21 protein-coding genes and 1 pseudogene are annotated in these 26,956 nt (G+C 53.7%); 15 read left to right on the top strand and 7 right to left on the bottom strand.

The genetic code is table 11. From position 1 onward, the window contains the following. Positions 1-11 precede the first annotated feature (11 nt). Positions 12-1,049, top strand: a complete 1,038-nt coding sequence (locus J3P90_RS13300; protein WP_434674840.1) for a DNA-binding protein — start codon at positions 12-14, stop codon at positions 1,047-1,049. 394 nt (positions 1,050-1,443) lie between these two features. On the opposite strand, the gene J3P90_RS13295 is transcribed toward J3P90_RS13300, so the two are convergent. The 3 genes from J3P90_RS13295 to J3P90_RS13285 all read right to left on the bottom strand — a co-directional run bounded on the left by J3P90_RS13295 (position 1,444) and on the right by J3P90_RS13285 (position 3,451). Continuing rightward, positions 1,444-2,283, bottom strand: a complete 840-nt coding sequence (locus tag J3P90_RS13295) for a toll/interleukin-1 receptor domain-containing protein (RefSeq protein WP_051661080.1) — start codon at positions 2,281-2,283, stop codon at positions 1,444-1,446. 51 nt (positions 2,284-2,334) lie between these two features. Then, positions 2,335-2,778, bottom strand: a complete 444-nt coding sequence (locus tag J3P90_RS13290) for a TIR domain-containing protein (protein ID WP_038450110.1) — start codon at positions 2,776-2,778, stop codon at positions 2,335-2,337. A gap of 175 nt (positions 2,779-2,953) precedes the next feature. Further along, complete coding sequence (locus J3P90_RS13285; protein ID WP_038450113.1) at positions 2,954-3,451, bottom strand: toll/interleukin-1 receptor domain-containing protein; 498 nt, start codon at positions 3,449-3,451, stop codon at positions 2,954-2,956. 322 nt (positions 3,452-3,773) lie between these two features. On the opposite strand from J3P90_RS13285, the gene J3P90_RS13280 reads away from it, so the two are divergent. The 9 genes and pseudogenes from J3P90_RS13280 (at position 3,774) to J3P90_RS13240 (ending at position 15,414) form a co-directional block, all read left to right on the top strand. Beyond that, entirely contained in the window at positions 3,774-5,678 is a 1,905-nt protein-coding gene (locus J3P90_RS13280; protein ID WP_434674839.1) for an ATP-dependent nuclease, read from the top strand. 44 nt (positions 5,679-5,722) lie between these two features. After that, positions 5,723-7,474 carry a UvrD-helicase domain-containing protein gene (locus J3P90_RS13275; RefSeq protein ID WP_434676576.1) on the top strand — a complete coding sequence of 584 codons (1,752 nt, stop codon included), beginning with the start codon at positions 5,723-5,725 and terminating at the stop codon, positions 7,472-7,474. A gap of 144 nt (positions 7,475-7,618) precedes the next feature. Next, positions 7,619-9,037, top strand: a complete 1,419-nt coding sequence (locus J3P90_RS13270) for a Shedu immune nuclease family protein (protein ID WP_038450118.1) — start codon at positions 7,619-7,621, stop codon at positions 9,035-9,037. A gap of 224 nt (positions 9,038-9,261) precedes the next feature. Further along, a pseudogene (locus tag J3P90_RS13265) lies at positions 9,262-9,688 on the top strand (MFS transporter); the annotation flags it as partial. A 375-nt stretch (positions 9,689-10,063) separates the two neighbouring features. Further along, positions 10,064-10,345, top strand: a complete 282-nt coding sequence (locus J3P90_RS13260) for a hypothetical protein (protein WP_038450121.1) — start codon at positions 10,064-10,066, stop codon at positions 10,343-10,345. Between the two features lie 52 nt (positions 10,346-10,397). Continuing rightward, on the top strand, positions 10,398-11,468 hold the full coding sequence (locus J3P90_RS13255) for an ABC-three component system protein (RefSeq protein WP_434674838.1): 1,071 nt from the start codon (positions 10,398-10,400) through the stop codon (positions 11,466-11,468). A 3-nt stretch (positions 11,469-11,471) separates the two neighbouring features. Further along, a complete protein-coding gene (locus J3P90_RS13250) occupies positions 11,472-11,903 on the top strand; it encodes an ABC-three component system middle component 2 (RefSeq protein WP_178098667.1) in 432 nt (143 codons plus the stop codon). Beyond that, complete coding sequence (locus J3P90_RS13245; protein WP_434674837.1) at positions 11,903-13,720, top strand: hypothetical protein; 1,818 nt, start codon at positions 11,903-11,905, stop codon at positions 13,718-13,720. The genes J3P90_RS13250 and J3P90_RS13245 overlap by 1 nt, the downstream gene beginning before the upstream one ends. Before the next feature lie 575 nt (positions 13,721-14,295). Next, positions 14,296-15,414, top strand: coding sequence for a hypothetical protein (locus tag J3P90_RS13240; RefSeq protein ID WP_434674836.1), 1,119 nt, complete (start codon positions 14,296-14,298; stop codon positions 15,412-15,414). Between the two features lie 461 nt (positions 15,415-15,875). On the opposite strand, the gene J3P90_RS13235 is transcribed toward J3P90_RS13240, so the two are convergent. Next, positions 15,876-16,190: a DUF7693 family protein gene (locus J3P90_RS13235; protein ID WP_038450129.1), complete on the bottom strand. Its 315-nt coding sequence runs from the start codon at positions 16,188-16,190 to the stop codon at positions 15,876-15,878. A 138-nt stretch (positions 16,191-16,328) separates the two neighbouring features. Here J3P90_RS13235 and J3P90_RS13230 point away from each other — a divergent pair, with 138 nt between their 5' ends. Beyond that, on the top strand, positions 16,329-17,150 hold the full coding sequence (locus tag J3P90_RS13230) for an NADPH-dependent oxidoreductase (protein WP_434674835.1): 822 nt from the start codon (positions 16,329-16,331) through the stop codon (positions 17,148-17,150). A 107-nt stretch (positions 17,151-17,257) separates the two neighbouring features. Here the strand turns inward: J3P90_RS13230 and J3P90_RS13225 are convergent, their stop codons facing one another. Continuing rightward, complete coding sequence (locus J3P90_RS13225) at positions 17,258-18,856, bottom strand: LA2681 family HEPN domain-containing protein (RefSeq protein WP_038450132.1); 1,599 nt, start codon at positions 18,854-18,856, stop codon at positions 17,258-17,260. 249 nt (positions 18,857-19,105) lie between these two features. On the opposite strand from J3P90_RS13225, the gene J3P90_RS13220 reads away from it, so the two are divergent. From J3P90_RS13220 to J3P90_RS13205, 4 genes are all read left to right on the top strand, one after another. Next, positions 19,106-20,263 carry a hypothetical protein gene (locus tag J3P90_RS13220; protein ID WP_145015894.1) on the top strand — a complete coding sequence of 386 codons (1,158 nt, stop codon included), beginning with the start codon at positions 19,106-19,108 and terminating at the stop codon, positions 20,261-20,263. Positions 20,264-20,391: 128 nt separating this feature from the next. Further along, positions 20,392-21,423, top strand: a complete 1,032-nt coding sequence (locus tag J3P90_RS13215) for a tetratricopeptide repeat protein (RefSeq protein ID WP_256200701.1) — start codon at positions 20,392-20,394, stop codon at positions 21,421-21,423. Between the two features lie 175 nt (positions 21,424-21,598). After that, positions 21,599-22,441 carry a hypothetical protein gene (locus J3P90_RS13210; RefSeq protein ID WP_145015896.1) on the top strand — a complete coding sequence of 281 codons (843 nt, stop codon included), beginning with the start codon at positions 21,599-21,601 and terminating at the stop codon, positions 22,439-22,441. 695 nt (positions 22,442-23,136) lie between these two features. Next, positions 23,137-23,373 carry a hypothetical protein gene (locus tag J3P90_RS13205; RefSeq protein WP_145015898.1) on the top strand — a complete coding sequence of 79 codons (237 nt, stop codon included), beginning with the start codon at positions 23,137-23,139 and terminating at the stop codon, positions 23,371-23,373. Between the two features lie 142 nt (positions 23,374-23,515). On the opposite strand, the gene J3P90_RS13200 is transcribed toward J3P90_RS13205, so the two are convergent. Both J3P90_RS13200 and J3P90_RS13195 read right to left on the bottom strand, forming a co-directional pair. Beyond that, complete coding sequence (locus tag J3P90_RS13200) at positions 23,516-24,157, bottom strand: hypothetical protein (protein WP_256676681.1); 642 nt, start codon at positions 24,155-24,157, stop codon at positions 23,516-23,518. Between the two features lie 345 nt (positions 24,158-24,502). Continuing rightward, positions 24,503-26,140 carry a hypothetical protein gene (locus J3P90_RS13195; RefSeq protein ID WP_038450144.1) on the bottom strand — a complete coding sequence of 546 codons (1,638 nt, stop codon included), beginning with the start codon at positions 26,138-26,140 and terminating at the stop codon, positions 24,503-24,505. Positions 26,141-26,956 lie beyond the last annotated feature (816 nt).

Here is a 26,956-nt window from a genome sequence, read left to right as displayed (position 1 = left end):
TAGGAGAGACCATGGCCCGCGGCGGCATTAACAAGGCTCTAGTGCAGAAGGCGCGCGCTGCGCTGCTTGCCCGCGGGGTAAATCCAAGCATCGACGCAGTGCGCGTCGAACTTGGCAATACAGGGTCGAAAACCACTATTTCGCGGTATATGCAGGAGCTGGAGTCCACAGATGTGCGCCCCCAGTCTCATCCAGACCGTCTGAGTGACGAGCTATCTGCAATGGTCAGCCAGCTCCTAAAACGCGTGCTGGAGGAGGGCAATGTGGCCCTGGCGCAGGAGAGGCTGATTCATGAGCAGAGCATCGCCGCCACAGATCAGCGTGTTAGCGAGTTGGAAGCTGAGCTCAAGAAAACCAAGCAGGTCGTAGCTAGCCGAGACGTGGCATTGGCGGCCCAGGCTGAAGAATTAAAAACGTCCCAGTCTTCACTCCAAGCGGAAATCACACGAAACGCTCGTATCAGTCAAAGCTGCGCCGATCTGGAGCTGCGGATACAAGAGAAGGATGAGCAGATACGGTCACTGGAGGAAAAGCACGCACATGCCCGTGATGCGATGGAGCATTACCGCTCTGCGATCAAGGAGCAGCGCGAACAGGATCAGCGCCGTCATGAAACCCAGCTACAGCAATTGCAGCATGAGACCCTGCAACTCCAGCAGACCCTGATGGTTCGCCAAGACGAGCTCACTCGGCTCAATCGTGACAATGAGCGTCTTCTTGGCGAGGCGCGCCAGCAAAGCAAGCTGGCGCTGCAAAGCCAAGATGCGATCAAGCAGCTGGAAGGGGGTCTGGGGCTGGCGAATATGGCTACAGCCAGGGCTGAGGGTGCGAAGGAAATGCTCCAGGAGCAGTTCACGGCCGTGAGACGTAGCAACGAAATGCTGTCAACCGAGGTCACCGAGCTTCGAGCCAATGCTGTGGTACTTGGCGAGGAATTGTCTGAGGCTAATAAGGCACTGGAGACTTACCGCAGTCAGGAGGCTAACGTGGCCACACGTCCCGAGCGACCTCAAGGTGAGTCGGGCAGAGAGGGTGATGATTCGGTTTGATTCTGCTGGCGCCTTAATCGCTCGGCGACCGAGAAGACGTTGTCTGCTGGATCCGGACGCTCGCTCTCATAGCTATTGCGCGCCAGGGCTGCAAATGACTCCTCTACGGCCTTTTCTTTTGGATTTCGATCGAGAAAGGATTTCATAGCTCTCGCGCTCACAGGAGTTAATAAACAGCTAATTACATCCTGGCCATCTTGGGTGGGTCACAAACTGTTTCGAAGAGGTAATCAAGTGTGCGCTGAGCAACCTCGCTTGCAAGCGGAGCTGCGGATCCGCGCAGCACCTGGCTCACCTCCCCAACGGCGAGGTCAGCACCATGGTGGCGGTGCTGATTATGCCTGGGGTCGATTATCCGGCAATGGATCACTATGAGCCATCCATACGGGGCTGTTCATGAGGAAGCGAAAATACCTAGAGACTCACGTCGCCGCCGGTATTCACTCGCTAAGTTGAACTGGCTATAGAGCGAGTCCAGTGCAGCTTCACCTTGTACTTTCGTAGGCAGGCTAGTGATCCAACCGTGCAGACGATCGCCCGGAACGGGAGGCAAGTGCTCGTTAAACGCCCTGAAGGCCATAAGGTGCTGCATGCTCTCAAGGCTCATGTTGTTGAACCCTTTGACGTTGTCCAACGTAGCGCCCTGTAGCCTATCTCGAATTCGTTTCGGAGTGGCATGCTGAACCTGAAAGCTGAATTGCAGCTCCGAGAACAACCAAGGAGACAAGGTTCTGGCCTTGTCACCGAAACTCAAGGGAACAGATTTTTCCGATCGGACGAATACGAACATTTCGGCTTGTGCAATGGTGCGGTGAAGGGCTCCCGCCAGCATCATATGAACATCCGCATGGACGCGACTGACGTGTTCTTCCGTTGTTTCTTCATCCAACGGGCGTGTCTGGGAGATGATTTTTCGCACCAATTGACCGTAGAAGCCCCAGACAGTCGAGTCTACGAAGACTTTCAGCCCGTGCTTTTCAAGCGCCAGCGCTAGATCGACAGCGTTACGCTGATCGGCGTGCGAGTGGGAGAGAAAAACGTCGTAGTGCGCTTCAGGGAAGATGGTAGAAGCCAGCGCCTCAGCGTCCAGAACGCTAGAGCGATTGTAGGTTCCCACGATGAAACCTGCGAGATCATCGATCCGCTTCTCAGCGTCGCGAAGATACAAGTGCGCATAGAAATCAAGGAAATAGCTGACCGGTTGGTACTGTTCGACTTCGAAACCTAGGTACATCAGAGAATCCCTATTCTGAAAACAGAGGCGCCATTCGGCGCCTCGCCGGTGTTACGCCTTGCCTGCCGCCTTCGCAGCAGCTTCGACCCACGTGCCTAGATTTTCACGCCCGTTATCTTTGTACCAAAGGTAATGAGTTTTACCAGGAACACGCAGGCTGCAGCACGTCGTCGTCTTCCCGTTGAGATCGGAAATTTGGCTGATGTCGATGGTCAGGATGCCATTGCCACGCGCGATGCTCTGATCGATCTCGTACTTCACATACTTGCTCTCGTTCGTGGTTGCCCCGACGAGAACAACAGTAACGCTCGTGCCGTGAAGCTGATCATCAATCCATTTCCTGATAGCGGCCTCACCCTTACGTTCGACCTCCTCGAAGTCAGCCTTGTCGATGAAACCCACCTTTTGATCCGAGGCGATGACGTTGCTGTTACGCACGTTCATCGCGCGATGCACGTCCTCGTACTGAAAGCTGAAAAATACCTTTCTTGCCATGACGATCTTCCTTTAGATGAGTGGCAGCAGGTTTGGGATGACGACTTGCGCCCGCGTCAGGTTGGTACCTGCCGCGCCAAGTTCCTGCAGCAGTGGGGTGAATTTCTTGCCGTGTTCATACCTCGTCTCTTTATCGACTGCTATCACCTTTCCTCTTGCGCTACCGGACTTTGAGCTAGAGGTTCCGTACCCACGTGCCATTGCCTCTGGTATCAAAGAGCGCAAGGCCATAGCCGTGTTTGTCGAAATCAATTTTGTTGTAAAGGCTCAGGTACTCGTTGCCATGAAAGTGGCCCTGATTGTCCGAGGTAGGAATGATGGCGATGCGGTCATGGGCATTTTTCCCGTCAGCGAAACCGATTTCCCAAGGGCACCATCTCGACGCCATGGAGTTCTGGGTCGCCAAGAAGAGAAACCAGTCAGCTCGAACGATTGCGACCTTGATGTTAAACGCGGTTTCACCGTCCGGGATCGCAGGCATCGTGTTGTCCTGCCAATCGATGTAAACGTCCCATCCCGCTTTTTTGAGCATTTCCTGTAGTCCCAAGGCAAGCTGTGCGTCCTGATGGCTGTGGCTCAGGAATGCAGTAGGTTGCCCAGGACGCCGACTGGAGTAGGCTTGAGCAGAGCGACTAAAACTTGTATTGCGCAAATCTGACTGGCGAATCGGCATAAGGCTTCCCTTGCGTTGGCCAGCAAAATGCCATCTTTCTGAAGTTACCTCAAGCATGCGTAGTGGCTGGGTCAGCACTTGAGTAGGCTGAAACATGCAACTAAGCACAGAGGAAAGCCATGTGCTTCGCGGGTTGGCGGCCAGACCACCAGTTGCGGTGATAATCGCCCTGCGACCAAAGTATTAGACCCCACTATCCGCTAGCCTGGTGGGGTCACGAATGCATTCCCCGAACTGATGAACGTAGGCTACATTGCCTACCGTATATCTTTGTCATTTCAACAATCTACCGCCCACGACCACCCATTCTGAAAGGACTCACATGTACCTGCGTAGGCTAGACGTCAGCGGTTTTAAGTGTTTCGGTGAGCCGTTCACCATCGAATTCAACGACGGGTTAAACGTCCTAGTTGGCGAAAACGGCGCAGGGAAGACAGGCGTTATCAGCGCCGTAAGGCAGCTGTTCAACGACTCTGAGTCTGGCAAACGGATGATCAGTGAGCGTGACTTCCATCGCGGCTTTGACGCCGGCGCTGTCGCATCGGAGCAAATCCACATCCAGGCCACTTTTAGCGATCTGGATGCGAATGATGCGGTGGCTTTCGAGGATTGGTGTGGACACCACGACGAAGCGAAGCTGACATTCGAAGCCCGGAACCAGGAGTCCAGGGGGCGTTTCAAGCATCACTCGTACGGTGGTCACGAATATACCAACCCACTACAAACCGAGACACTTGACCTCATACACTGTATCTACCTGCCACCGCTGCGTGACGCTGAAACCAAGCTGAGAGAGGGGCGGCAGTCTAGGCTAGCTCGCCTGCTCAAAGCCCTGTGTCGCAAGGATCTGGACGCTGCCCGCAAATCGCAAGAACTTCACCCCTTGGAAAAGAGAGTAGGGGAGTTCAACCGTGAGCTTGCTGAGAGCGACGAATTTGCCATCAAACTTGCCAACCAGCGCATCGGAGAAAGCCTGAAGGCTGCCCTGGGCCTGCACCTGTCCCAGGGAACGGTAATACAGTTCTCGGAGGTGAGCTTCTCGCGAATCGTGGAAGGGTTGCGATTGCTCTACTTCCCGGATCTCACTCAGGTGGATCCTGCACAGTTCCGCTCGCTTGAGGAAAACAGCCTCGGCTACAACAACCTCCTGTACATCGCATCGATTCTGGCAGAGCTGATCCTTGAAGAGGACGAGAGGCAGGGCGAAAAGACCTTCCTGCGGCTGCTACTGATCGAGGAGCCGGAGGCACATTTGCATCCGCAGCTCCAACTGCGCCTGCTTCGACATCTCAAAACCGTCGCAGAGAGACGGGGCATCCAGGTCATCATCACCACCCATTCGACCGTGCTTTCGGCCGCCGTCTCCGTCAATCACATACTCCACATTTCCAACGAGGACAGACCTCGGGCAGTGTCGCTGCAGGGCTGTGGCCTGCCCGATCCCAGTCGGCGCTTTGTCGATCGGTGGCTGGATGCAACCAAGTCGAATCTGCTGTTCTCCAAAGGCGCGATTCTGGTTGAGGGCATTGCCGAGGCGATTGTCGTGCCAGAGCTCGCACGCTTCGTTCTGCGCCAATACGGCGAAGGCAAGGACTCACTGGACGATTACGGTGTCTCCGTGATCAACCTCGGCGGCATCTATTTCAAGCATTTCATGCAGCTCTTCTGTGACGTCACTGGTGAGCAGCCTGGCGAGAACGTGCCAATCAGGTGTGCCGGACTGACAGACAATGATCCTCCCAAATCCATTGTGTCCATCGATGATGGCAAAGGTGGGAAAAAGGATGTTCCCTACCAGCCTCATGCCGATGATTACCAGCTCGGTGAGAATCCTGCGCTAGGGCTCCAAGCCGTCATCAACGAGTCCGAATTCGGCCGTCTGTTTGCCGGTAAATACAAAACGTTTGAGTACGACATTGCCCTGGAGGGCAACAACCTCCAATGGATGATGCCCGTTGCAGCCAACCTGTGGCCGGTTGCGGACGGGCCAGTGGTCAGGGCGCTCAACAGTGACGCCGAACTTGATTTCAATTCAATGAAGCCAGAAACGAAAGCACCGTATGCGCACGCGCTACTGGGTCGGATTGACACGGACGAAATCGGCAAGGGTGTCTACGCGCAAGCCTTTGCCGACAAGCTTGAAACCCTCGAAGGCGAGTTCGTAGTACCGGATTACATCCGCCAGGCTGTTCTCTGGGTTTGCGGCCTGCAGGAAAGGGTGGAGTAATGACTGTGATCGATGACGGGGGACAGTCCGCAGTTGCTGATGAGTTGAATTTTACGCGCGAGCAACTGGATTACCTTGATGCCCCTCTAGATCGACACGCGTACCTGAAGGCGTGTCCCGGAAGCGGTAAGACCGAGGTGGTTGCTGCCATGGTGTCCAAGGTCGTGAGCGAATGGTCTCACTTCCCCTCGGGTATCGCGGTGCTGACCTTTTCGAACAGTGCAACGGACGAGCTCAAAGCTAGGGTACACAAGCATCTACGCGAGCCCATTGGCTACCCGCATATCATTTCCACCTTCGATAGCTTCGTCTTCACCCGGCTCGTAGGGAAGATCGCACGCGACCTCACTGGCTACAAAGGGAAGGAGGGGGATTACCGGATCCGTATTCTTGAAAAGTCAGCGAAGATTATCCCTACGCGCAACCCTATTTGCGGTCGACGAATCCCTGCGTGCCGGTACAACTATGACCTGGATTCAGCTCGGTTTGTTTTCTCAACCGGGGAGCGAGCGCTGGATCAGCAGCTCAATGGCGTCAACATCGACGAACCTACCCGTAAAGACCTCATAGCTACCAAGAGAAGGCTATGGGAGGCAGGCTTCGCAACCTACGGTGATATCGACATGCTCGCCCTGATGGCGCTGAGGGAGGGCAAGTACGACGCCTATTTCACCCGGGTAGCCCGCAGGTTCCCGTTGGTGATAGTGGATGAATGCCAGGATCTCTCAGAGGAGCAGCTCAGGATCGTCGAAAAGCTCCACGATCGAGGGGTGAAATTTCATTTTGTCGGGGATCTTAATCAGTCGATTTATGGCTTTCGGAGATCAAACCCGGAAAGGGTCGAGAAGCTGATGGCCAGGCTCGACTTTAAGCCGTACGAACTTACAGCGAATTGGCGAAGCGGGCAGGCGATCGTTGACTTATGCAGCAACCTACTTGGGATCGGCCGAATCAAAGGCAACCCTAAGATAGCCTCAATACCCCCGCAAATTCTCGAATACCAGCAATGTCCGTCGGAGCTGCTGCCCACCATTCGCGACCTGACCCGGCAGTACCAGAGAGTCGTGCTGGTTGCCCGCGGGCATAACACCCTCCAGCGTTTACGCAGTGGCGATGCCTTCGAAGGTATCGAGGTACTTGCAGTCTCGTTCATTAGCGCCAGCACCGGATCACTCAAGGACATTAAGGAGAGCCTTCGGACGTTCGCCAAATGGCTGACCGGAAAACTGGAGATGCAGGTAAGCCGGGCAGGGCCTTATTGCCCCGTCGCAATGGAGTCCAAGCTGGCGTGGCGGCAGTTCATCTACGAAAGCCTCAAGTTCATGGCTGCCAATGGAGCAGCCGATCCGGCAATGACATGGTCTGCCTGGGCACGGAATGCCAAGCTTGCGCTGCGCCAGTTACCTGATCAGGCATTCGTGCCCGCAGAGATTCGCGAGGATCTGGAAGGCCTACGTGAGCTGAATATAAGTGCCCGGGCCGGAGAGGGGCAAAACCAGGTCTCAGTTCGCCTTATGAGTCACGAACGCCAGGAGTACCACCCGGACAGCCTACGTTACGAGACCATCCACCAGGTGAAAGGCGAAACTCACGATGTCACGGTGCTCGTTTCATCACAGCAGCCAGGTGTTCATCTCTCGCATTGGCGTGACTGGTTACGCGATCGCAGTACGGAGGCCGCGCGGTTCGCCTACGTTGCCAGTTCGCGGCCACAACACAGATTATTCTGGGCTGTGAAAAAACTAAAACCCAAGGAACGGGAAGCGCTGACACAAATGGGGTTTGAGCTCCCGTAGCCGGAGCGACTGCCGCTCAGGAAGGAATGGGTTCGCAAGCTTAGACCAGATAACAGATGGAGTACAAATATGCTCCAGCGTCTCGAAGCAAGGGATCACCCCAGAGGGGGCGATCCTTCCAGACACTAACATGAGGAGATAACAATGGCGGACGGTGAGCAGCAGCACCACACCCGTTGGACTGATGATGATGTCCTGACTCCCTCCTTCTATCTCGCTCGACGCCCCAACGAGAATGGTTTCTCGGCCAACCTCTATCTCCAAATCTTCGAGCAGGTGGAAACAGGGTCATGGCGATCCCTGCCGGAGGATCAATGGCATCTGTTGGCCTCCATTGATCCTGGCTGGATCACCATGTACCCGATTTACACGAATCCGCATACTCAGCGCTACCGAAGCCCCAGGCACGGCAACGTACACTGCATCATCTATGAGGCCAGTCATGCTCATAATGTCCCAGATAATATTGATGATGCCCTGCTTCATATCGATCTTAACCTCCCTGGCAAGCTGTTCAACTCATGTGATGAAGGCTTAGGACTAGTAAAGCAACTAGCTCCATTGTGGCGGGGCTTGAGGTTGATTCCCCGCGCCCACACCCTTGTTATTTGCAGTGATGGGGACACATCTGAGGAAGGGGGGGCCGTATTTGTGCGGGAGACCGAGGTCGATCAGTGCCGAAGGGCGTGCATGAGGATCTCCAGGGCCAAGCGCAGAAGTGAAACCTCGGCTCAGCTGCACTGGGTCATGCAGGAGGTCTTCGCTGGCCTTGTCCCTAATCTGATCTTCACCGGCCAGCGTATCGAATCACCGAGCAAAGGAGCCGGGGCGGTTAAAAGCGCTGTGACGTACGCTGCAAGGCAGGAGCGTCGTAGCCAGCTCAACCAGGTCAAGAACAGCGTAGGATTGCTGGCGCAAGAGGCGCCTCGGGAGCTGTATGAGCTGCATGCCGAGATTGAGCGGGTAACCTTGGCCAAGATGATCGAGCGGTATCAGCAAATGCTTGGGCAAGAATTGCCCGAGAGCCACTGGCAGCGTTTCTTCGAAGACAACATGTTCATCCTGAGCATGGTGTTCGCACGCCCTGTTTCGCTTTTGCACACGCAATTTCATGCCCGCGGATCCATGATTCACGGTGCTGGCGCTCACATTGGTGACCTGCTAATAGCGCAAGGCCGTGAACTGGCGATTGTGGAAATCAAAAAGCCGTCAACGCCGCTCATGCAAAGCAGGCCATACCGCAACCAGGACGTTTACGGGCCGCATCTGCAGCTCAGCGGCGCCATCACCCAAGTGCTGCACCAACAGGGCCTCATGCGCTCGAATTGGCTCTCACACCTTCAAGATAGGGCCATGCGCGATCTGCATCCAGACACCGCCAGGTGCGTCGTGATTGCTGGCACCAAACCCACTGAGGAAAGTCGCCGTCACAGCTTTGAGCTGTTCCGCAATGCTTGTAAGGATGTGGAAGTGGTGACATTCGATGAGCTGCTGGGCAAGCTGCAACTGCTCGCTGAGCACCTTGTACCTGCGGGGCCCAAACCAGTCCCAGATGTGTTTTGAACGGGAGCAGGGCTGAGTGCTAACGCCCGGCCCGGGGGCTCAACGCGACGCAGTCCTTTGTACGAACTCATCCATATAGGATCGAACTGAAGGGCGAATCGATGCGCAGGCGTGTGACGAAATTGACGGCGGAAGGGACTTCAGACTAACAATGCAAACCTGCGTCGCTGCGCGACGACTGCCTGTCCGAATGAGCGTGGAACGAGTGTCCGGATGACGTGGAATCCGCAGTTTATCTGGCAGGTATCTACAGCTCCCCCCAGGTTGGTGCTCTCGCTGACAAATACGGCCGCCGCCCCACTTTCGTCGTCTCGATTCTCGTCATGGCAGAAGGGCTATTGCTGACCATGGCGCCGCCAGTCGCGATCATTCTGCCTGGAATGGTGCTGTCACGTTTGGATTCTTCGGCTCCCACTCGGTTGCGAGCAGTTGGATTGGACGTCGGACGGTACGCGCGAATGGTCAGGCCTCATCCCTCTACTTCTTCTCTTACTACGCCGGATCCAGCGTAGTCGGCACCCTGGGCGGTTTTGCTTACCACGCGGGTGGATGGAATGGGGTAGTCCTGTACATAGGGGGTTCCTATTGCTCGCCATGCTTGTGGCCATGAAGCTCCGGAAGTTGCCGGCCACTTCAACTGATTTGAGCTAGACCGTTTCCATGGTCGGGGCGTACCAGTCCTTCCAATTCAACTTATGACTACCTAGCCACCTGGGATGGTTCGATGAAGGAATAGACTGAACTGGTTAGGAGTACTTATGTACCCCATCGCCAGCACTGGCTGATAATGATCCAGGTTCCCCAAATCCGAGGAAGGCGATATTATTACGCCATCAAACAAGGACGCGACGAGGATTTATCCTCTCGAAAGCAGGGCACGACTGGAGCCTCAGCATGGATCAGCGGAACCACCAATTTTCGATACAGCTAACCAATGGGTTCATCCTGAGTGAGATGCTAGGGGTGGCTTCGTTGCGCCTGAAATTTTATGAGCAAAATTTCTTCTGAACCTCTTAGGAACATCGCATGAGTGAGCGTCAACAGGAATACGCCTTTCACCCCGCTGATTTAGTCGAATATGTGAAGGATAAGCCTATCGGTGCAGCACGCGCTGCATTGACCATGGTGCTGGAGGAAACCGATGTTTATCCAGACGTTATAATCGGTGAACTCTCAGACAACATGGAGTTTAATCAGCGCCTCCTGAAGCAACTTTCTGACGCCTTAAGGAATAACCCAAAAAAGGTTGTCAGCGGTATGTCGAATCGTATAAAGGGTGTTCAATTTGAGCGCGAACTCGGATTATGAATTTCCTTACCTATTTCGTGGGTTCTAGATTATTTGCGGAGGAATGTAGCCAATGTCTATAGGTGAAAACTCCATCGAGCTTCCACCGGAACCGGAGTTCATGCTAACAGCTCTCGACGCTCAGAAGGGAGAACCAATTCAACCCTTAGATCGTCTACTGATTATGTCAGCAGACGAGTGGGAGGTTTTTACCTTAGAGCTGGTCTATCACCTAGGTAAAGACTATGAGGTTGTTACACGCTGCGCTGGCGCGGGGGACAAAGGCCGTGACATCATCGGTCGATTTTCGACTGGCTGGGATAACTACCAGTGCAAGCATTATGGCGACAAACTAAACGTCGCCGATGTTGTGGCTGAACTTGGCAAGTTGGTATATTACAGCTGGAAAGGCGATTACATGCTTCCACGTGAGTATCGCTTCGTAACGCCGAAGGGGTGCAGCTCTGACTGCATTGACATGTTTGCCAACAAATCTCGCATCAAAATAGAGCTCATCAGTCGATGGGATAAAGCCTGCCGAGACAAAATTACCAAGACTCAGTCAATCCCTCTAGAGGGGGAGCTGCTGGATTACATCAACGGAATTGACTTCTCGTTTGTCGATGAAATGTCCTCACTTGAGCTCGTGGAGAGGCACTCCAAAACACCTTATCACTCGATGCGCTTTGGTACTTACCATTTAAAGCGCCCTCTGGTTAAAAAGTCCGCCCCGGAAGCGGTCGGCGACAATGAAAGAGTCTACATTGAAGCTCTGTTACACGCATTTTCTGATGTGACGGGCACCAAATACACACTAGCAAACATTAAGGGGGTTGAATACAAAGAAGACCTAGATCGAGCAAGAATAAACTTTTTCAGCGCTGAGTCTCTGGAAATATTCTCGCGCGACGCATTTCCTACCGGGTGCTATGAAGATCTCAAAGATGAATGCTACGAAGGCATTCACAGTGTTATCCGTCAAAAGCACGATCACGGTTATGATAGGTTCCTCGCTGTGAGTTCACAGGCCGCCAGCCTTCCCTACAGCGCTCATCCATTGTTCCACTACATTCAGGCTTCCGACCGAAAAGGCCTGTGTCACCAGCTAGTGAATGATCAGAAGTTTAAGTGGATCAAGAGATAGATTATGAATTCAAAGGATTTGTTTAATAGTCCCGTAGAAAATGGTGCAAGGATCGTTATCCTGCTTGCTGGACTTAATCGTGAGATCGATTTAGACGAACTTATATTTCTGGATTACGCGGCGATTTATAGCGATGACTTCCAGGGCGGCCCAAGCTTGCACCCAATGCTCATGAATCGTCTTGCCGAGCTTGTCCGCAGGCGAGAGGTGTTTCCCGGCGCTATGAAGCTTTTCACGTCAAAAGGGATGATCACCTCCAATGTGAATGAGCAGGGGGTTCGCTATCGTATTACACCAGCGGGACGCGATTTCGCCGAAATGCTATCTACTGATTACCATACAGATTTTCGGCGGCGTGTGTCATGGGTAAGTAACAACATCGACTATCTCACCACCCAACGCCGCACCATCTACAAAGTTGACAGGGCAATCTAATGTTTATTGAGAGTGTTGTCGTTAGCGGCCCTGATCTTCCAGACGCTGCAGTTTACTTTACCAAGGGCGCCAACGTTGTACAGGGCGGTTCTGACACCGGAAAGTCCTACATCGTTCAATGTATTAAGTTTGCGCTCGGGTCGTCGAAGCCCCCAAAACCGATAGAGGTCTCAAAAGGCTACACCACCGTTAGGGTGAAATTCGAGAACGACGACGCAAGCACGTTCACCATCGAAAGACCGCTTGCAGAAAACTCTAAGGCAACACTGATTGACGAACAGGGCAGGGTTTCAGTCCTGGGCACCAAGCACAGTGCCAATAACAAATCGACGCTCTCAAGCCATTTCCTGGACAAGCTAGGACTGGATGGGAAGCTGTTGCTTCTGGGCTCTGAATCGCTGAGAAACGGCGCTTTCTCTCTTCGTGACCTTGAGAAAGTTTTCCTGATCGATGAGTCGAGGATTGTCGCCGAATACTCTCCACTGGGTACTGGCCAGGTCATGGAAAAGACCAAAGAAAATTCGATTTTGAAGCTGCTGCTAACAGGTCGGGATGATTCAGCAGTTAAGTCAGCCAAAAAAGACTTGGAGTCAAAAGGGGCCCTGAAGCACAAGGTCACGGCTGTCGAAGAAATCATCAGCAAGTTTTACCCAGGCGAGGATGCCTCCCAACTTCTGCAGCTCCAGAAGTTGAATTCGTTTAACCATCAGGTCGCCGGCCGATTGGAGCAGGCAGAGGCAGACCTGAAAAGCGCGTTCCAGTCAAGTAAAGGCCTGTTCCAACAAAAGGCCCTCCATACCTCAGAACTGGAGCTCGTCGACGTTAAGATAGCTGAAGACAAAGCCCTTCTTGGTCGATTCGACATGCTTGGCAAAAAGTATGAATCTGACCGCCAACGCCTTCTCGGAATCGAACAGGCAGCGGTTCTTCTGGATGCATCCGACTCAATGCTTTGCCCAACCTGTGGCAATCACTTCGACTCTGAGTCTTGCACGGCCAATGTTGAAGACATCAAGAAGGGCGTTACCTTTGAGCTGAACCGTATTTCCCAGAACATCCAGGAGCTTGGGGAAGCCCAAGGCGCCTTATCAGCCGCCATAGAGAAAAATACTTCCAGTGCGCTGGCGATCAAGGCAGCCATTGCAGTGTTGGAGAAGCAGATCGCCGCAGAGCTTGAAGAGTCGGTGCAGGCAGTCAGCGACCTTAAAGAGCTCTCATCGAGTATCAGATTCGACCTATCCACCATCGATCAACGAGTCGCTGATAAAGCCAAGCTCAGCGACGAACTGAAACGGCTAGGGGCTTTACTGCTCGAAGAGCAAGCAGGCTACACAGCAGAAAGCTTTGAAGAGGCTGTGACACCTTTGGTGGCGGAAATTCAGTCTATCTTGGAGCGCTGGGGTTTCCCTGGCTACCTCCCAGTCGACTTCGATTTCAAGGCAAGAGACATCACTATCGGTGGCAGCGCCCGTGGTAATTTCGGGAAGGGCTATCGCGCCGTCGCCTTCTCTGCATTCGTGCTGGGCTTGATGAACCTGCTAAAGCTTTCAGGACGCCATCCTGGTTTCGTCGTGTTGGACTCGCCGCTGACTACCTACAAGGAAGGGGATGACCAGCCTGAAGATGAGGCCGATGCCATCACCGGCGACCTGATTTATGGATTCTATCGAGACATTGCAGATAGCTTTAGGGACTCGCAGATCATCATCTTCGAGAACAAAGAGCCGGATCCGTCTGTGATCCCGATGCTCAATTACCAGCATTTCACGAAAAATCGGAACAACGGTCGATATGGTTTCTTCACATTGAGGGACTAAGCACCTTGCTCCCGTAGTGATTGATCACCACGATGCAACGTGGTGGTTGATCCAGGGGCCGAGCAGGCAGACGTCAAGCGGCGCCACCTCTGCCGTCTTCGCGAAATAAGCACAGGGTGGTGTCTTCATGTAGGGGGAATACCTGGATTCCCCATTAAACAGCGTCCTTTCCTTCGCTTTTCAGCCACAGGGTGATCCTTAGCGATCAGCCGTGACGTTTGAAGCGGGGAGGGAAGCCGCAGAATACCGTCCCACTGTATTCTTGAGTCAGTACCCAGCTTGCAGTGCCCGCTGACCCTTGTTCGCAAACTTCCTTCCTGGATCATCACTCCCTCAACCTACTGCTGCCGCGAATCCTTGAACTGCGACCAAGTGACGTCATAGCGCGTGTGGTAGCCGTGAGAGCGCAATCTACTGAAGGTTTCGGAGTAGGGCGTGAAGTAGTACACCAGCTCCTGGTGATGAGCTTGGTGAACACCGATCCGATAGCCGATATAGGAGCCAAGTACCAATGTACCTTGGTGCGAGTCCAGCTTAGAAATTCTCCTTCTCGTCAGGTCGCTCAAGGAGACCGCATGTATAAGAACGTGAGTTTTACGGCTCGCGAGCTATTCGATCGAGCCTGGTCTACACCGGTTCTGAGGCTGGCGCGGGAGATTGGTGTTTCAGATGTCGCGCTGAGCAAGGCATGCAGGAAGGCTGGGATTTCACTGCCGGCTCGTGGACATTGGGCCAAGCCCGCCGAGAACCGCCCCAGCAAGCCCGCTCCGCCGAACTCTACCGAGCTGATTACGTTTCGCGTATTGGACAGGACGATGCTACCTCCAGCGCCGCCCAAACCACCCAGCACTCCCAAGCTAGAGAAACTCAGTGTGCCGGACAAGTTAATAGACCCCCACCCGCTGGTGCGTAAATGGCTCCAGGCGGTCAGGGCTGCGAAGGATGTTGAAGGACGGGTGGAGCTACGGCGCGAGCGGGTGTTGTATACCCGTATTTCGCGTGACATGGTCGATCGCGCTGCATTGCTTCTGGACGCCTTGATAAAAGACAGCTCAAAACGCGGATGCATTTGGGCGGTGGATGATCACAACCGAACCACGGTAACGTTCGACGGGGAGATGGTTTACGTGACCCTGCGAGAGCGTATTGCAAAAGCAGTGAAACCTCCGCCACCCCCAGAGCCCCAGCCCAAGCGGCGCCGGATGCGTGAGCCGGTGATGTGGTTGGGGCGACGGGAAATCTACGTCTATAGCTCGACTGGAGAATTGACGCTGATTGCTCAAGAAAAGCCAGACGTAGGGTCGCAGAGGTGCTGGACAGACAGTAAGACGGGCCACCTGGAAGACAAACTTCATCAGTTCTGCACAGGTCTCGCCAAAGTAATAGAGCGGATGAGGGCGTATCGGGCGAGCATGGAGGAGTGGCGCCGTCAGCGTGAGAGTGAAGAAGCCATTCGACGCCAAGCCATCATGAAAGCAGAGCACCAGCGAGCGCTGCAGCTGCGTTTAGTGGAGAACATGGAGAAGTGGGAGCAAGCGGTACGCCTGAGAAGGTTCATTGATGCCGTAGCAGCTGGCATTGGCGAGGTCAGCGAGGAGGAGGGGCGTCATGTGAAGGCGTGGGTGGAGTGGGCGAGGGAGCACGTCGATGTACTCGACCCTCTGGGCAAAGACGCCACCACCTCGCTTGACTGAGCAACCCAGAGGGCCGCTGCTCTTTTGAAAGAGCGCTCATAGGTGGCGCCCTCAGGCGGCCGAGCTTGCTCCGCGCCTGGTTAGGATGATTGTCGGAATGGCAAGTCAGATTGACTGTAAACCACTTTTTCACACTGTAAACCAAGCTGGTTAACAGTATAGAATGCAGGTTTACAGGTCTACGATTGGCTTCGGTTCACGGGTGGCTTGGCTGGCCGGCTAGCATCGCCTATCTGCGAAAGAGCTCCAGTACCGACTCATCGCAATCCGCAGCATCTGGTCGCAAAGCAGTCGACGACAATCAATGCTAGGCACAACCTCATGCCACGAGCTGAGATACAGCCAGAAAGAAGCGATCTTGCACGGCTCGTGCCGGCGAAGGGCAAACACCGATGTTCAAACTCAGGTCGGCGCTGCTACAACACCCGCTAGCGCAGCCTCAGTCGGTCTCCCATGGCCGACTACGCGACGCCCAACAGCTTTTCCAGCTGCGCATGTTCCCAGGTGCTCAGCAGCTCTACAGGATCAGTGCTGTACGACTGCATCGAGTCGAAAACGTAGGCTCGCCCCTCTGGGCTGTAACAGCTGTCGCAATAGTCAAGCGTGTCGCAGTCGTTATAGAACGTGAGCACCCAGCCATCGGCCTCGACTGTCATCAAACCGCAGTAGATTTCAGCCCACGACTGCTGACCTAGTCGTCTCATGCTACGAACCCCGAGAGCGATGTCCCGCAGGATCTGATAAGCCTCGCGGGCTGTCAGTGGTTTTGCTTCCAAAAGAGCGGTACCTGTATCTGGGTGTTGTCGGTCTATCCGTGTCCGACCTGGGCTGACCGAATGGTAAATGAAACCTTGCGTGTTGAGCATGTTGCGCGGACATCAATTTGGTAGCCTTCGGCCCTTTGGAGCCTACTCATGACAGCCAATGCCCAGTCCAAGCTCAACGCCCGGTACGGCGCCCCTGACATTCCGCCGGTAACGCAATGGAATGAGGTCATTGAGCAACTGCTGGATCACCGGAGCGTCCGGGCATTCACTGATCAACCTCTGCCCGAAGGCACGATCGAGACACTGGTCGCAGCCGCCCAGTCCGCATCGACATCTTCCAATCTCCAGGTCTGGAGTGTCGTCGCCGTTCAAGATGTCGATCGTAAGAAGCGACTGTCAGACCTGGCCGGCAATCAGGCCTATATCCATCAAGCCCCACTGTTCCTAGTATGGCTTGCAGACCTGTCTCGGGTCTCGCGCATCGCGGAGCATGCAGGGGTAGAGCTGGAGGCGCTGCCGTACCTGGAAAGCTTGCTGCTCGGCACGATCGACGCAGCTTTGGCAGCTCAGAACGCTGTGGTTGCTCTGGAGTCGTTGGGGCTTGGCAGCGTATACATCGGCGGCATCCGTAATGACATCGAAGGTGTCGCCAAAGAGTTGGGGCTGCCGCCACAGGTCTATCCCGTCTTCGGCCTGTGCGTCGGCTATCCATCACCTGACCGTCCTGCAAAGGTAAAGCCGCGGCTGCCGCAGCAAGCCGTACTGCATCATGAAACCTATACGATCGCCGGCGAGGAGGGCGTCCTCTCGGAATACGATGCGCGCCTGGGTGCGTTCTATCAGCGTGAAGGCATGAAGGCCTCGGGCTGGTCGGAGCAAGTGGTCAGCAGACTGCGGAATGTTTCGAGTCTGCATGGGCGTGAGGAGCTTCTGGGTGAGCTGGCGCGGATGGGCTTTGGGCTGCGGTAAAGCTCATCGTAGGCTTGCTGAACCCTTCAGCTGGTGTGCCGCTCGCTAGGTTTTCTGGTGTGGCCGCGAGCGGCTCAAGACGGTTCTTCATCGTATGGGCGCCGGTCTCAGGTTTTGAGGTCGTCCGGGTAGTCTTCAACTGGTAAATGGCCAACCGGGCCGTCAGGCTTATGCTGCGATTCCTCAAAGTGCATTGCCAGGCACAGATAGATCAGCGCAGCCCTGGACAGCTTCAGCATCAACAGGCTCTTCGCGGCGAGGTCATCCCTGTCGAGCACAAATGCCAAGTGATCAGTCCAGAGTTCTGAGGACTCGCCAATCCAATGGCAAGAATCCACGATTTTGGCGTACTTGTGCTCAAGGTGGTTTCTCAATTCATCAAGCGCCTGAGCATCAGGTCGAGCTACATCCTTCAGCTCCTTGGAGTAGATGTCTTGGGATACCCAATAGAGCGCGCGAAGCGGAAGATTCCGGGTGAACATGAATTCATCACGCACAACCCGCGGCTGGAGTAGACGACCATTTTTGTCCGATTTGAACCATACAGTCCGAAAGCCTACCGCCTTTTCGGGTATGCCCAGCTTCCAATAGGCATTGATAAAGTAGGCAACCTTATCCAGCAACGAATAGGCGCTGCGATAGGCAGTCTTGATCTGCTCCAGACCCATGCCATAGAGCGCGTAGTCGCAATTGAAGGCAAGTGCCATGCCCCTGTCTGCTACATGACCGGGTTTGGCGTGTTCTCCTAGGTAAAGACAATGACGGGCGAACCCGTACTCCTGCTTCAGCTGGTTGTAAAAGCCTAGGTACGTGATTCCAGCGTCGGCGTCATGATCGGGTAACCTCAGTACGTCTTGAGCGGCGGCGGGAAACGCTCCCAGGTCGTTCATGGGATTGAGGAATAACTCTTCCTCAAGGCACCATCGCCGGTAATGCCGCTCCTCCTTCGAGGAACCGAGGCTGTGCTCTAACAGCTCTGCATCATCATCGTCGTCGACGGATTCGGCTAGCCTGGCGTGATGCCATTTGAAAAACTCTATCGCTTCAGGATAGGTAGCGCCATCACGGCCCACTCCACCCGCGATGGCTAACCCCAGATTGCGCCGTGCATGCACAAGGAGCCAATACGTATGACCAGGGTCGTATAGCGCCTTGCCATATTGAGCCAAGCCAAGGCCAAGGTTGCCCAGGGCCATACCCAGGATCGGATTATCCTCCAAGGCCTTGCGCCATTCCCCAAGCGCCTCGATCCATCGTCCACACACCTTGAGCGCATTGCCTAAGTTGCAGTGGATTCTGGAGCGAAGGATTGGTGACAGCTCTTTAAAACCTGTGTGCTGTATAGATGCGCGCAAGAAATAAAGCTGTTTGAGCAGAGCAGGGTGGTCAAGGGTATCGTCCTCCCATGACTGCACCTCCAGCTTCCTCAGCGCGGCCCATGCATTGGAACATGAGTAGAAAACGAGGCATCCGTTCTCCGGCTCGATGCGCGAAGCCACTAATTCCACTAGCTCCGTCGCACGCCGCAAGATACCTTCATCGGCGCCGTCATCTGCAGCATCGATCAATGAGTCATAGAAGCGTAGAAGACGAGGAGAGTCGCCTGGGTTGCGAAGCTGTTCATTCAATGCCTTCAGAAGGTGAGAGCGGTCGTCTGCATGGGGTTCATAACCCTGCTCAGCAAAACGACGGGCGAAATCGTCCATGGGTAATCACCGCGATGAGAAGCTGACTATCTTAGCTGCCTTGAAAACATTCAGCGCCTACAACCGCGTAGTCAAAAGGTTGCCATGTCAGCATTAATTGGATGGCTCATGCACGAGCATCGCTCGTCGAGCAGGACGACCCGCAACATTGATCCTGAGGCGCTCACTGCTTCCACAGTTACCAGCCCCGTTGAGCACCGATCGGCGGGCTAAGATCATTCAACGTGTGAAAAATTAAGAGGCGCAACTATGGCAGTAGTGTTCTTTCTACCCTGGGTGGCTGCTGCCGAAGAGCTGCGAATCGCAGATATGCGCCTGATCCCGTACGAAAGGGGCCGTTTGCCTGGTGAGGTCTTGGGCATCCCGCAAATAGCTTTCGACGGTGTCCTTGGCAATTACGGCGACCGGGGATTCGGATCTCACCCCTCTCAACCGATACATCAGGCGGCACTCATCATCTGGGATGATGACACACCTGGACTGGAGGTTTCAGACTCTCAGATCCAACAGCGATTGCTAGAGAGCTCCTACCTCGCATTCTCTGCCATGGCAGCCCGCTCGCTATGTTCAATGTTCGGGTACTACAACGCCGACACTCTCCAAGTCGTGGCGCAGCGGTTCGATGTCGCCTCACCGGGTCATTCCTGTATGACCACGCGCCGGCGTGACGGTGGAACACAAAACATGTTGGCGGGGAGTGGGGGGCTCAAGTTCATTCGGCCTTACCACGTCGACAATCGCACGCAGATCTCGCTCGACACGCCACTGCTCGAAGCATTACTCAAGCTACCTAATGGGGAGCTTAAGGAACGCATCGACGAGGCGGTGGTTTCCTTCCTCAGAGCAAACACCGATGCCACATCCATGGATGAGCGATCTGAGCTGATCCTGATGAGGATTGCCATAGACACGTTACTCAACGTCCCACATGACAAAGCCGCCTTCCGCAGGGCTATTAACGAACACTTCGATGAGCTACCGAACCCGCCCATTTGGCATAAAGGGAGCCTAGACGAATCGCGGTGGCGCGAGCACTGGGACAAACACGTCAATCGCCCAGTCGACGCTTGGGTTCACGATTTCTGTGCCGCTCGTAACGCCGCAGCTCATGGCCCCGCAAATGGTGAAAAAGGGAGTATCTGGCCCCGCCATAATCACCTCATTTTTTCCGCCTGGTTGCTGCCCCTAATCGTCAAGAAGCTGCTCGCTCAAGCGGGGATTTATAAACTCAGCGCCGAGAACAAGGTCGCCCGGGCGGGATTTGAGGTTTTTCTGGCCCACGACCTGCTGGCTGTCACCGAGGAGGAGGGTACAAACGTTTGGTGGCAAATAGCGGAGTCTGAGCTTTTTCAGCCTCTGCTTGCTGAGCAATTGCAGCAGGCGCTGAGTGAGACGTCTGGAGAGTGAGCGAGCCTTATGGCTCTAGGCCCTAAGCTCTCGCAGTCGTCGTGTGTGGCTAGCCGCTGAGCATCGGGTACACTATTCGGAATGTGCGTCCGCATCCCAGCACGCTCAAATTTCCAAAGGAGTAGGAGATGGGCATTTTCAGCTGGCTGTTCAACAGGCCCAAGGCCGTCAAATCCAATACCGCAGCAAAGCACCAGCCCGCTCAGGCTCAATCCCAGGTCGCTCAGCCAGATCTCCAAGCTATCCCTCAGATCCAACGTGACAAGCATTTCCTCAGAGTCGATTCGCTCAGTTTCTCAGGCGTCTATCAACTGTCTAAGTCCAAGAAGTGGGCGATCGCCTGGAGAGACTCCGATCCGTCAGCGGGTCGGGGAGGTCACAGAGAATCCGGTTTAGGGGCCTACGTGCTTGCAGATGCGAGCAGCGGTACCGTTGCCTGTCATGGGAGTATGCCTAGGCCAAACAATGGCCACGTGTGTGACACCGGCGTGTTTTGCCTGGAAGATTGGCATTTTGGTAGCACCCTGTCTGGGACGTTCAGCGTTTTCGATCCCAGCGGTTCTGTGATCTTAGCTAAAGAGCTGACGGCAAATATTTTCACCAGTGGTATTTCCAGGCACGGGAAATACGCATTCTGCGCAACCGCCAACAGCCCAACCGATCATGGCAACAAGGTGTTCCTGTTTGACCTGGTCAATCGGGTCGAAATGTACAGCGTCACTCCGAAGGCCGGATGGCCTGATAGCTATGAAGTGGACGAGAGTACAGGAGAACTCATGGTGTTGTTCAAGGACATGGGGAGCTTCCGGTACAACGTTCACGGCCAATTCATCGATGCTGATCAGCTCGGCGATGCCAACCTCAATTCCTCCCGTTACGACCGCATCATCCTCGCCGCAGAAAAGATTTTAGGGGAGGGCGACCTGACAGACGAGCGCACGCTGGAAGTCCTGACCGCTGTACGCCGTGCCCGTACACTCGGCGCAGATGAAAACCCTGCCTGGAGGCCCACAGCGCTCAAAGTCCAGGGGCTTGCGCACGAGCAGCTAGGCCAGTACCCCGAAGCAGTCCAAGTCTATGAGGAGTCGCTGGCTTTGAATCCAAAAATTGGCGTTAAGCGCAGGCTGGCATCGGTGACCAAGCGGATCAAGGCTGAGTAGCTGGAGTGAGCCAACTCCTGTAAAACACGGTTTTTAGTTAATCCAAAATATAACCGGCCAGATCAATCCGACTCCATCCCGGAATTTGAGATGGTAAGGCTTGGTCTCTTCTGGGAGAGGTCACTCCTGCTGTCGCTACCATCATCATTCACGAGTCAAATAAGGTTAGAGAGCGTTGAGCATTTCCTACACCAACCCTTCAGATGAAACTAAAGCTAAAGAGTCCGCAGTCCGTGCCTTATTCGGTGTGAGCCTAGTGATCTGCGTTATGTTTGCCATCGCAATCGCATGTAATAACGGTACTGATCCAGAACCCGACAAATTCGCCATTTATATGTGCGGCGTCGTGCTGGGCTCGATTTATGTGTTTTTGGGCTTGGTTGAAGTAACCCTAATGAATCGCCTCATCAATCTGAAGTCTAGTTTGTTGTTATGGGCTTTCTTTGTTGCATGCCTAGGTTACGTCGCCAGGGCAAAGGCATCAGTGGATATCAACACTATATTCCACATGGAAGCCAGTGCTTTTCCGATGACCTTGATGGCGAGCACTCTGTTGCACATGATCAATTTCCTGTTTTTATTTTTCGTCGCCTCAGGCATAGCGTGCTTCGTCTTGGCAGCCCTTTCGGTGATGCAAGGACACCATCATGGTAAAGAGTTCATGCTTATATTCTGCCAAGTTGTAACAGGGCTCACATTTATAATCATAACCCTATTTTCGCATTTCAGGATTGACAAAGATATTCAGAGGCTTCAAATGATCTACAGGATCGCTCAGTCTGTAGATTTCAATGCGCACTCTCCTTGCGCGAATATCGATAGCTCCACAACAACCATGGTATTTCTGGACGCCGATAAACGCTTGGCTCTTGTTGCTCCAACCCTAGATGAGTTTGCAGGGTTCGAGTGGAGAAAAGTGTCTTATCTGCGCTCGGTGGCTATCCCAGAAGGCTTCAAGACCGTTACGTGTGAATATTCGGCCTTAAGCGAAAACCCGACATCAGTTTGGGTTGAATGAATGGCATCAGTCGAGTACTTTTTTTGACTTAAGCCTAGCCGGTCACTGCATCCACGTCCGGCCAAGCCCTAGAGCATCAGCTCGCTGCAAGCCGGCGGGGGTTAGCCTATTTCATCAGGAGCTCTTGTTGTACCCCTATCAAGGAAAGATTGGAGTAGGGCGCATCTGCCTGGCAGACAACGTTGACCTTCCTTGTAGACCACTGAGCAAAGCACCTGCCTTGCCCAATCCATAGTTCTCCAGCCTGGTTTCAAAAGCAGGCAAAAAAATTGAGCCTCCATCAAAGAATCAACCCCAGGCGGCGCTGCAAGAAGCGCAGAACCTTGGCCGTGCTCATTGTTTTTTTCAATTTATGATTCGACCGTAAAATATTAGCGCTATCACACCATTCAGGCCCTTAGAGATACAACCGCTCAATAGGAATTAAGTACACTTAGTCGACTAATTCTTGTGATGCTTGCCGACTGCTCAGTAATGCATTGATTCCGCAAGAGGATTTAGGGCAATCTATTAAGTGTACTTAGTATACCATTGAGGCAATTAACAATATATTGTCTAAGCCTTAGCCTTGAAAAGTTCCATGCTGCGTTTTTAATTGAGATCACTACCCACTGACGAACGATGAAGAACCACCTTGACAAGATTAGCCGACGTCCTACTCTCAATCCCACGACGCCAATGAGCAGGTTTGCTACATGGCTTCAATAAAGCGGGGAGAAGATCAGATGAAAAATGACCCCAGAGTTGTGCAGGTGGACTACACGGTCATAGATTGTCTGTTCGCCGACGAAGCCCCCTCTGCAGTAGAGCAGAAATACAAACTGGTTACTTATCAAGACTCCAAAGCTGGCGTCCTCCTTAATTATAACCTGGAGCCTATTAGTCCAGACGACCTGAGCGAAACGGATGATGAAGGGCAGCTGCCCAAATAGCTGCTCAAGTATCCCGTTACTCACCATATGACCTTATCTAACCCTGGAGAGCCGTTCCCGGTTGAAACATCAATCTGGAACGGCTTTGGCTGGATGAAAATCGGCGACCAGTGAGATCTACGACCAGGGCACCGAGGGCAGATCATGCACCACGCCCTTCAGTTTGCTGCCCATCCGAACCAAGTGCAGGTACCTCACTTCCGGTCTTTACCTCGGTGGCAGTCAACATGGACGGAGCTACTTCTGACCAGAATGGGACTACGAAGGCGTAGGTGATCTCCGCATTCAGCTTCACCAGCTTGCATGGACGCTCCGCTCGCTGTTCAGCCGCTTGCAGGCTTTGCTCAATAGCTCGACGAGCCGCGGGACTGATTCTGTAGCTGCGGAATTTGAAGAAGACCTGCTCACTGTCCAGCTGGCGGAAGCCTTCTGGACAGTGAGGGTGTCTGAACAACGGCTCGAAGCAGAACTCAATATCCAGATCATGAGGGAAAAACTTGAGGTGGAGCGCAAACTGCCGCAAATCTTCGTCCGCGACAGGCGCTTCGTTGTAGTGCTCAGCAGCAGCTCTAATAGCCGCGTACGCAGCCCTGTTCCGTTCATTGCTCCCTTCAGCATGAACGCGGGCGTACCAGGTGTCGTGCGACAGTGAGCCGAGCGCAAGTCTCACAACCTCGACAGCGCTTTCCATGTGCGACGAGCTTGCTACGTGATAAACGATCAGGTTGTCGTCGACTCCTCGCTGGAATGGCGGCGCAATGAAGTCGAGCCATGCAAGACCCACGGACTCTTTGAAAGCTTCGTTACTTCGATCGCCCGAGGCGACCGCTTCATCTGCATTCTGATGGTAGCTTTCTGGCCGGAGCTAGGAGATACAGAGCGGCTCGGATGCTTACCCCATGGAGCTATTTTCGTGCAGGGAAGAACGAAGAGGAGGGCGGATGTAACGATCATGCACTCGATTTTTCGTTGGCCGGGGCGTCCAGGTTTAGGGGGGGGGTCGTCCAGAAGTGGCGAAACGCTGACACCGGCTCTTGGGCACTCAAGGATCATGAAATCAGATGGACTGAGGAGGGCGGTCTTGCTTCGCTGCTTGAGTAGACTTGCGTAGTTTTAAACATCTAACTCCCTAGTCCAGCAAATTAGAGAAAATGTTTATCTTGATTGATTCGATCTTGAGTAATGAATCACAAACGTTATCGCACCAGTCTATGATTCGAGCTGCTCGCACAACCATGTCGTGATCGCCACCGGAGATGCGGACAAATGGAGCCCACTTAGGATTTGGTATCACGCTCTTAATTTCCACATGCAGCCTTGCCTGGGCATACCTAGTCGTCCAGCTAGCAGGCGGCGAAAGACAAAACTCGTAAAACTCCCGACCATCAAGCGGTCTCAAAGAATGAAGGCATTTTTGTTTAACGTAGATTGACCACAAAAGCAGTTTTTCAAGCGCCACTAGCTTTAGCCGATCCGCACTGCACGATCGATACGCTCGAATTACCTCAAACGAGTCCATCGCGACGGTGAAGCATTTTTTAGGAAAGCAGCTTTCGACATAGGCTTGGGCCTGTGGCTTCGTAAAAACTAGTACGTCTCTCTGGTGCATGCCAAATAATGGAGGCGGGCGATTCTGTTTGTGGTAATGCGTGTCCAGATCCGCAGTATCTTGATGATGAATGACTCCGCGTGCTTTCGATAGCTGCTTACGCGTCCATCCCAACCGGTACTGGCGCGACGTTTCGCTGGGTGACGGGCGAATCGGTGCTGGCTGATCGAGCAGAGTGACGCGAAAACCCACGGCTCGATCAAGCAACTCACTCGGAGAACACTCCAAGCCAGGCATTTTGGGGAGTCTCCACATTAACTTATTGAGCAACGCCTCCGTGAGTATTGGATCGACTTCGTCCACTGATGGAATGGCGCTCATACCCAGACCGTGCCTGTATCTGGCTATCGTGTCTATAAGGGTTTGAGGAACGGGGATACTGTAGTCCCGAAGATGACCTCGCATAGTGAAGCGCGGATCGTCCGAGCCTATTGATGAGAAGCACGACATCGAAAAGTGAAGTCGCGCTGAGCGCCACTCCTTGAAGCTGAGGCACAGGTGATAGCAGACCGAGCATACGAACAAACTACGCTCAGAAACCTTGGTGGACGGCGTCAGGTTGGCTAGGTATTGAAGGTACGCCTGGGCTTGGGAGTCGTCTTGCTCACTGAAGGGAATTCGGGGAGCTCTATACAAATCGCAGCTCGCCAGCTTGGGCTGTACACCCAAGTCCATGCTCAAAAACTTAAAAAATCGGTTTAGCACGTACCCAGATTCAGGGTCTGTTATTGGTTGGACGAATGGCTTCCAGTCTTCGCTAAGGCGCTCTGTGCCTTCATTAATGTCGAATCTCGCATCCCGAACGCCAATCCAAGTTTCTGGAGGCCGCGCGGAGAACGCGCTGAAGACCCTGAGATCTGCTGCCGTGAATTCAGCCAGTGGCTTCCTTGCAATGCAAATTGCCCAGAGGACGAATTTTTCTAGGAAGGTCACGATGCGAGGCTTGCTTCGCATGTAGGGAGGAAGGCTTTCGACGTACCGGCAAAAATAATCGTAGGTTTCGATTGCGTGTGTCTTTGCCGGGAATGAGGCTAGGTAGCCGAAGATCAGAGACGACTGGGTTACAAAACGCCCATCGGCTTCGATGACGTTAACGTCGGCTTCAGTACGGCGTGCGGTTTCACCGTGGTCGGTGAGGATTGATCTCGGGAACACCATGACGTCCTTGATGAGACCGATTGGAGCATGTACCAGCCCAATGTAGCTGAGTATCTAGGCTTGGCAAACCTTGAAGACAAACGCCTTGCGCAGCGTATCTTTAATCCGATTTGGCTCTGACAGCGATTAGTTGGAGTGAACAATGCGCTTTAAAGAAAGGCATATATTTCAAAAGGTTAGGTGCGGAGCAGACAGAGGTCTTAACATTTTTCCGTTTTGGTTCCGACAGGCTTGGACACAATAAAAATGACCCCAAACACCTTACCATTCCGTTCTGGATTCGACAGTGGTCGGCCGTAACTCAGGTTGCGCATGAACTGTCGAGGGCAAGGCATTGGGAAAGGGCTGTTTCCGGTGACGCGACAGAATTCCGTTTTTGTTTCAACGCTCACACGAGAAGCGGGGTTACTGGAAGTGGACAACAGGAAGGGAGCGGATACGTAAACATCGTGTTTAACATAATATACATTATGTGAACCTTCGTATGGAGCTACCTGGGGCGTGGGCAGACAGATTTGAAGCCACGATCGCCACCTCAGCACGTTCACACTGAGCATGAACGGTCACAGCGTCATGCAACCGGACAGCAACTGTAATGAGCTGCATTGCAAGGACTGCGGACTTGAACAGTCAGGATTTTCGACGGACACATGACACGCACTGGTCGGCACATGGATCTGCTCGGTCCACAGTACGAAGCCCCATCGGTCATGCTCGGCCTGCGTTATCGGCTCTGAGGCAACAGGATGTAGCAAGCGACTATAGCCATTTACCTGATCACCGGAAACGATCAAAATCGCCCCCATTCGTCTACCC

The sequence above is a fragment of the Pseudomonas sp. D3-10 genome (genome assembly GCF_051132175.1).
Classification (GTDB): domain Bacteria; phylum Pseudomonadota; class Gammaproteobacteria; order Pseudomonadales; family Pseudomonadaceae; genus Aquipseudomonas.
This window is presented reverse-complemented; position numbering and strand designations above follow the sequence as displayed.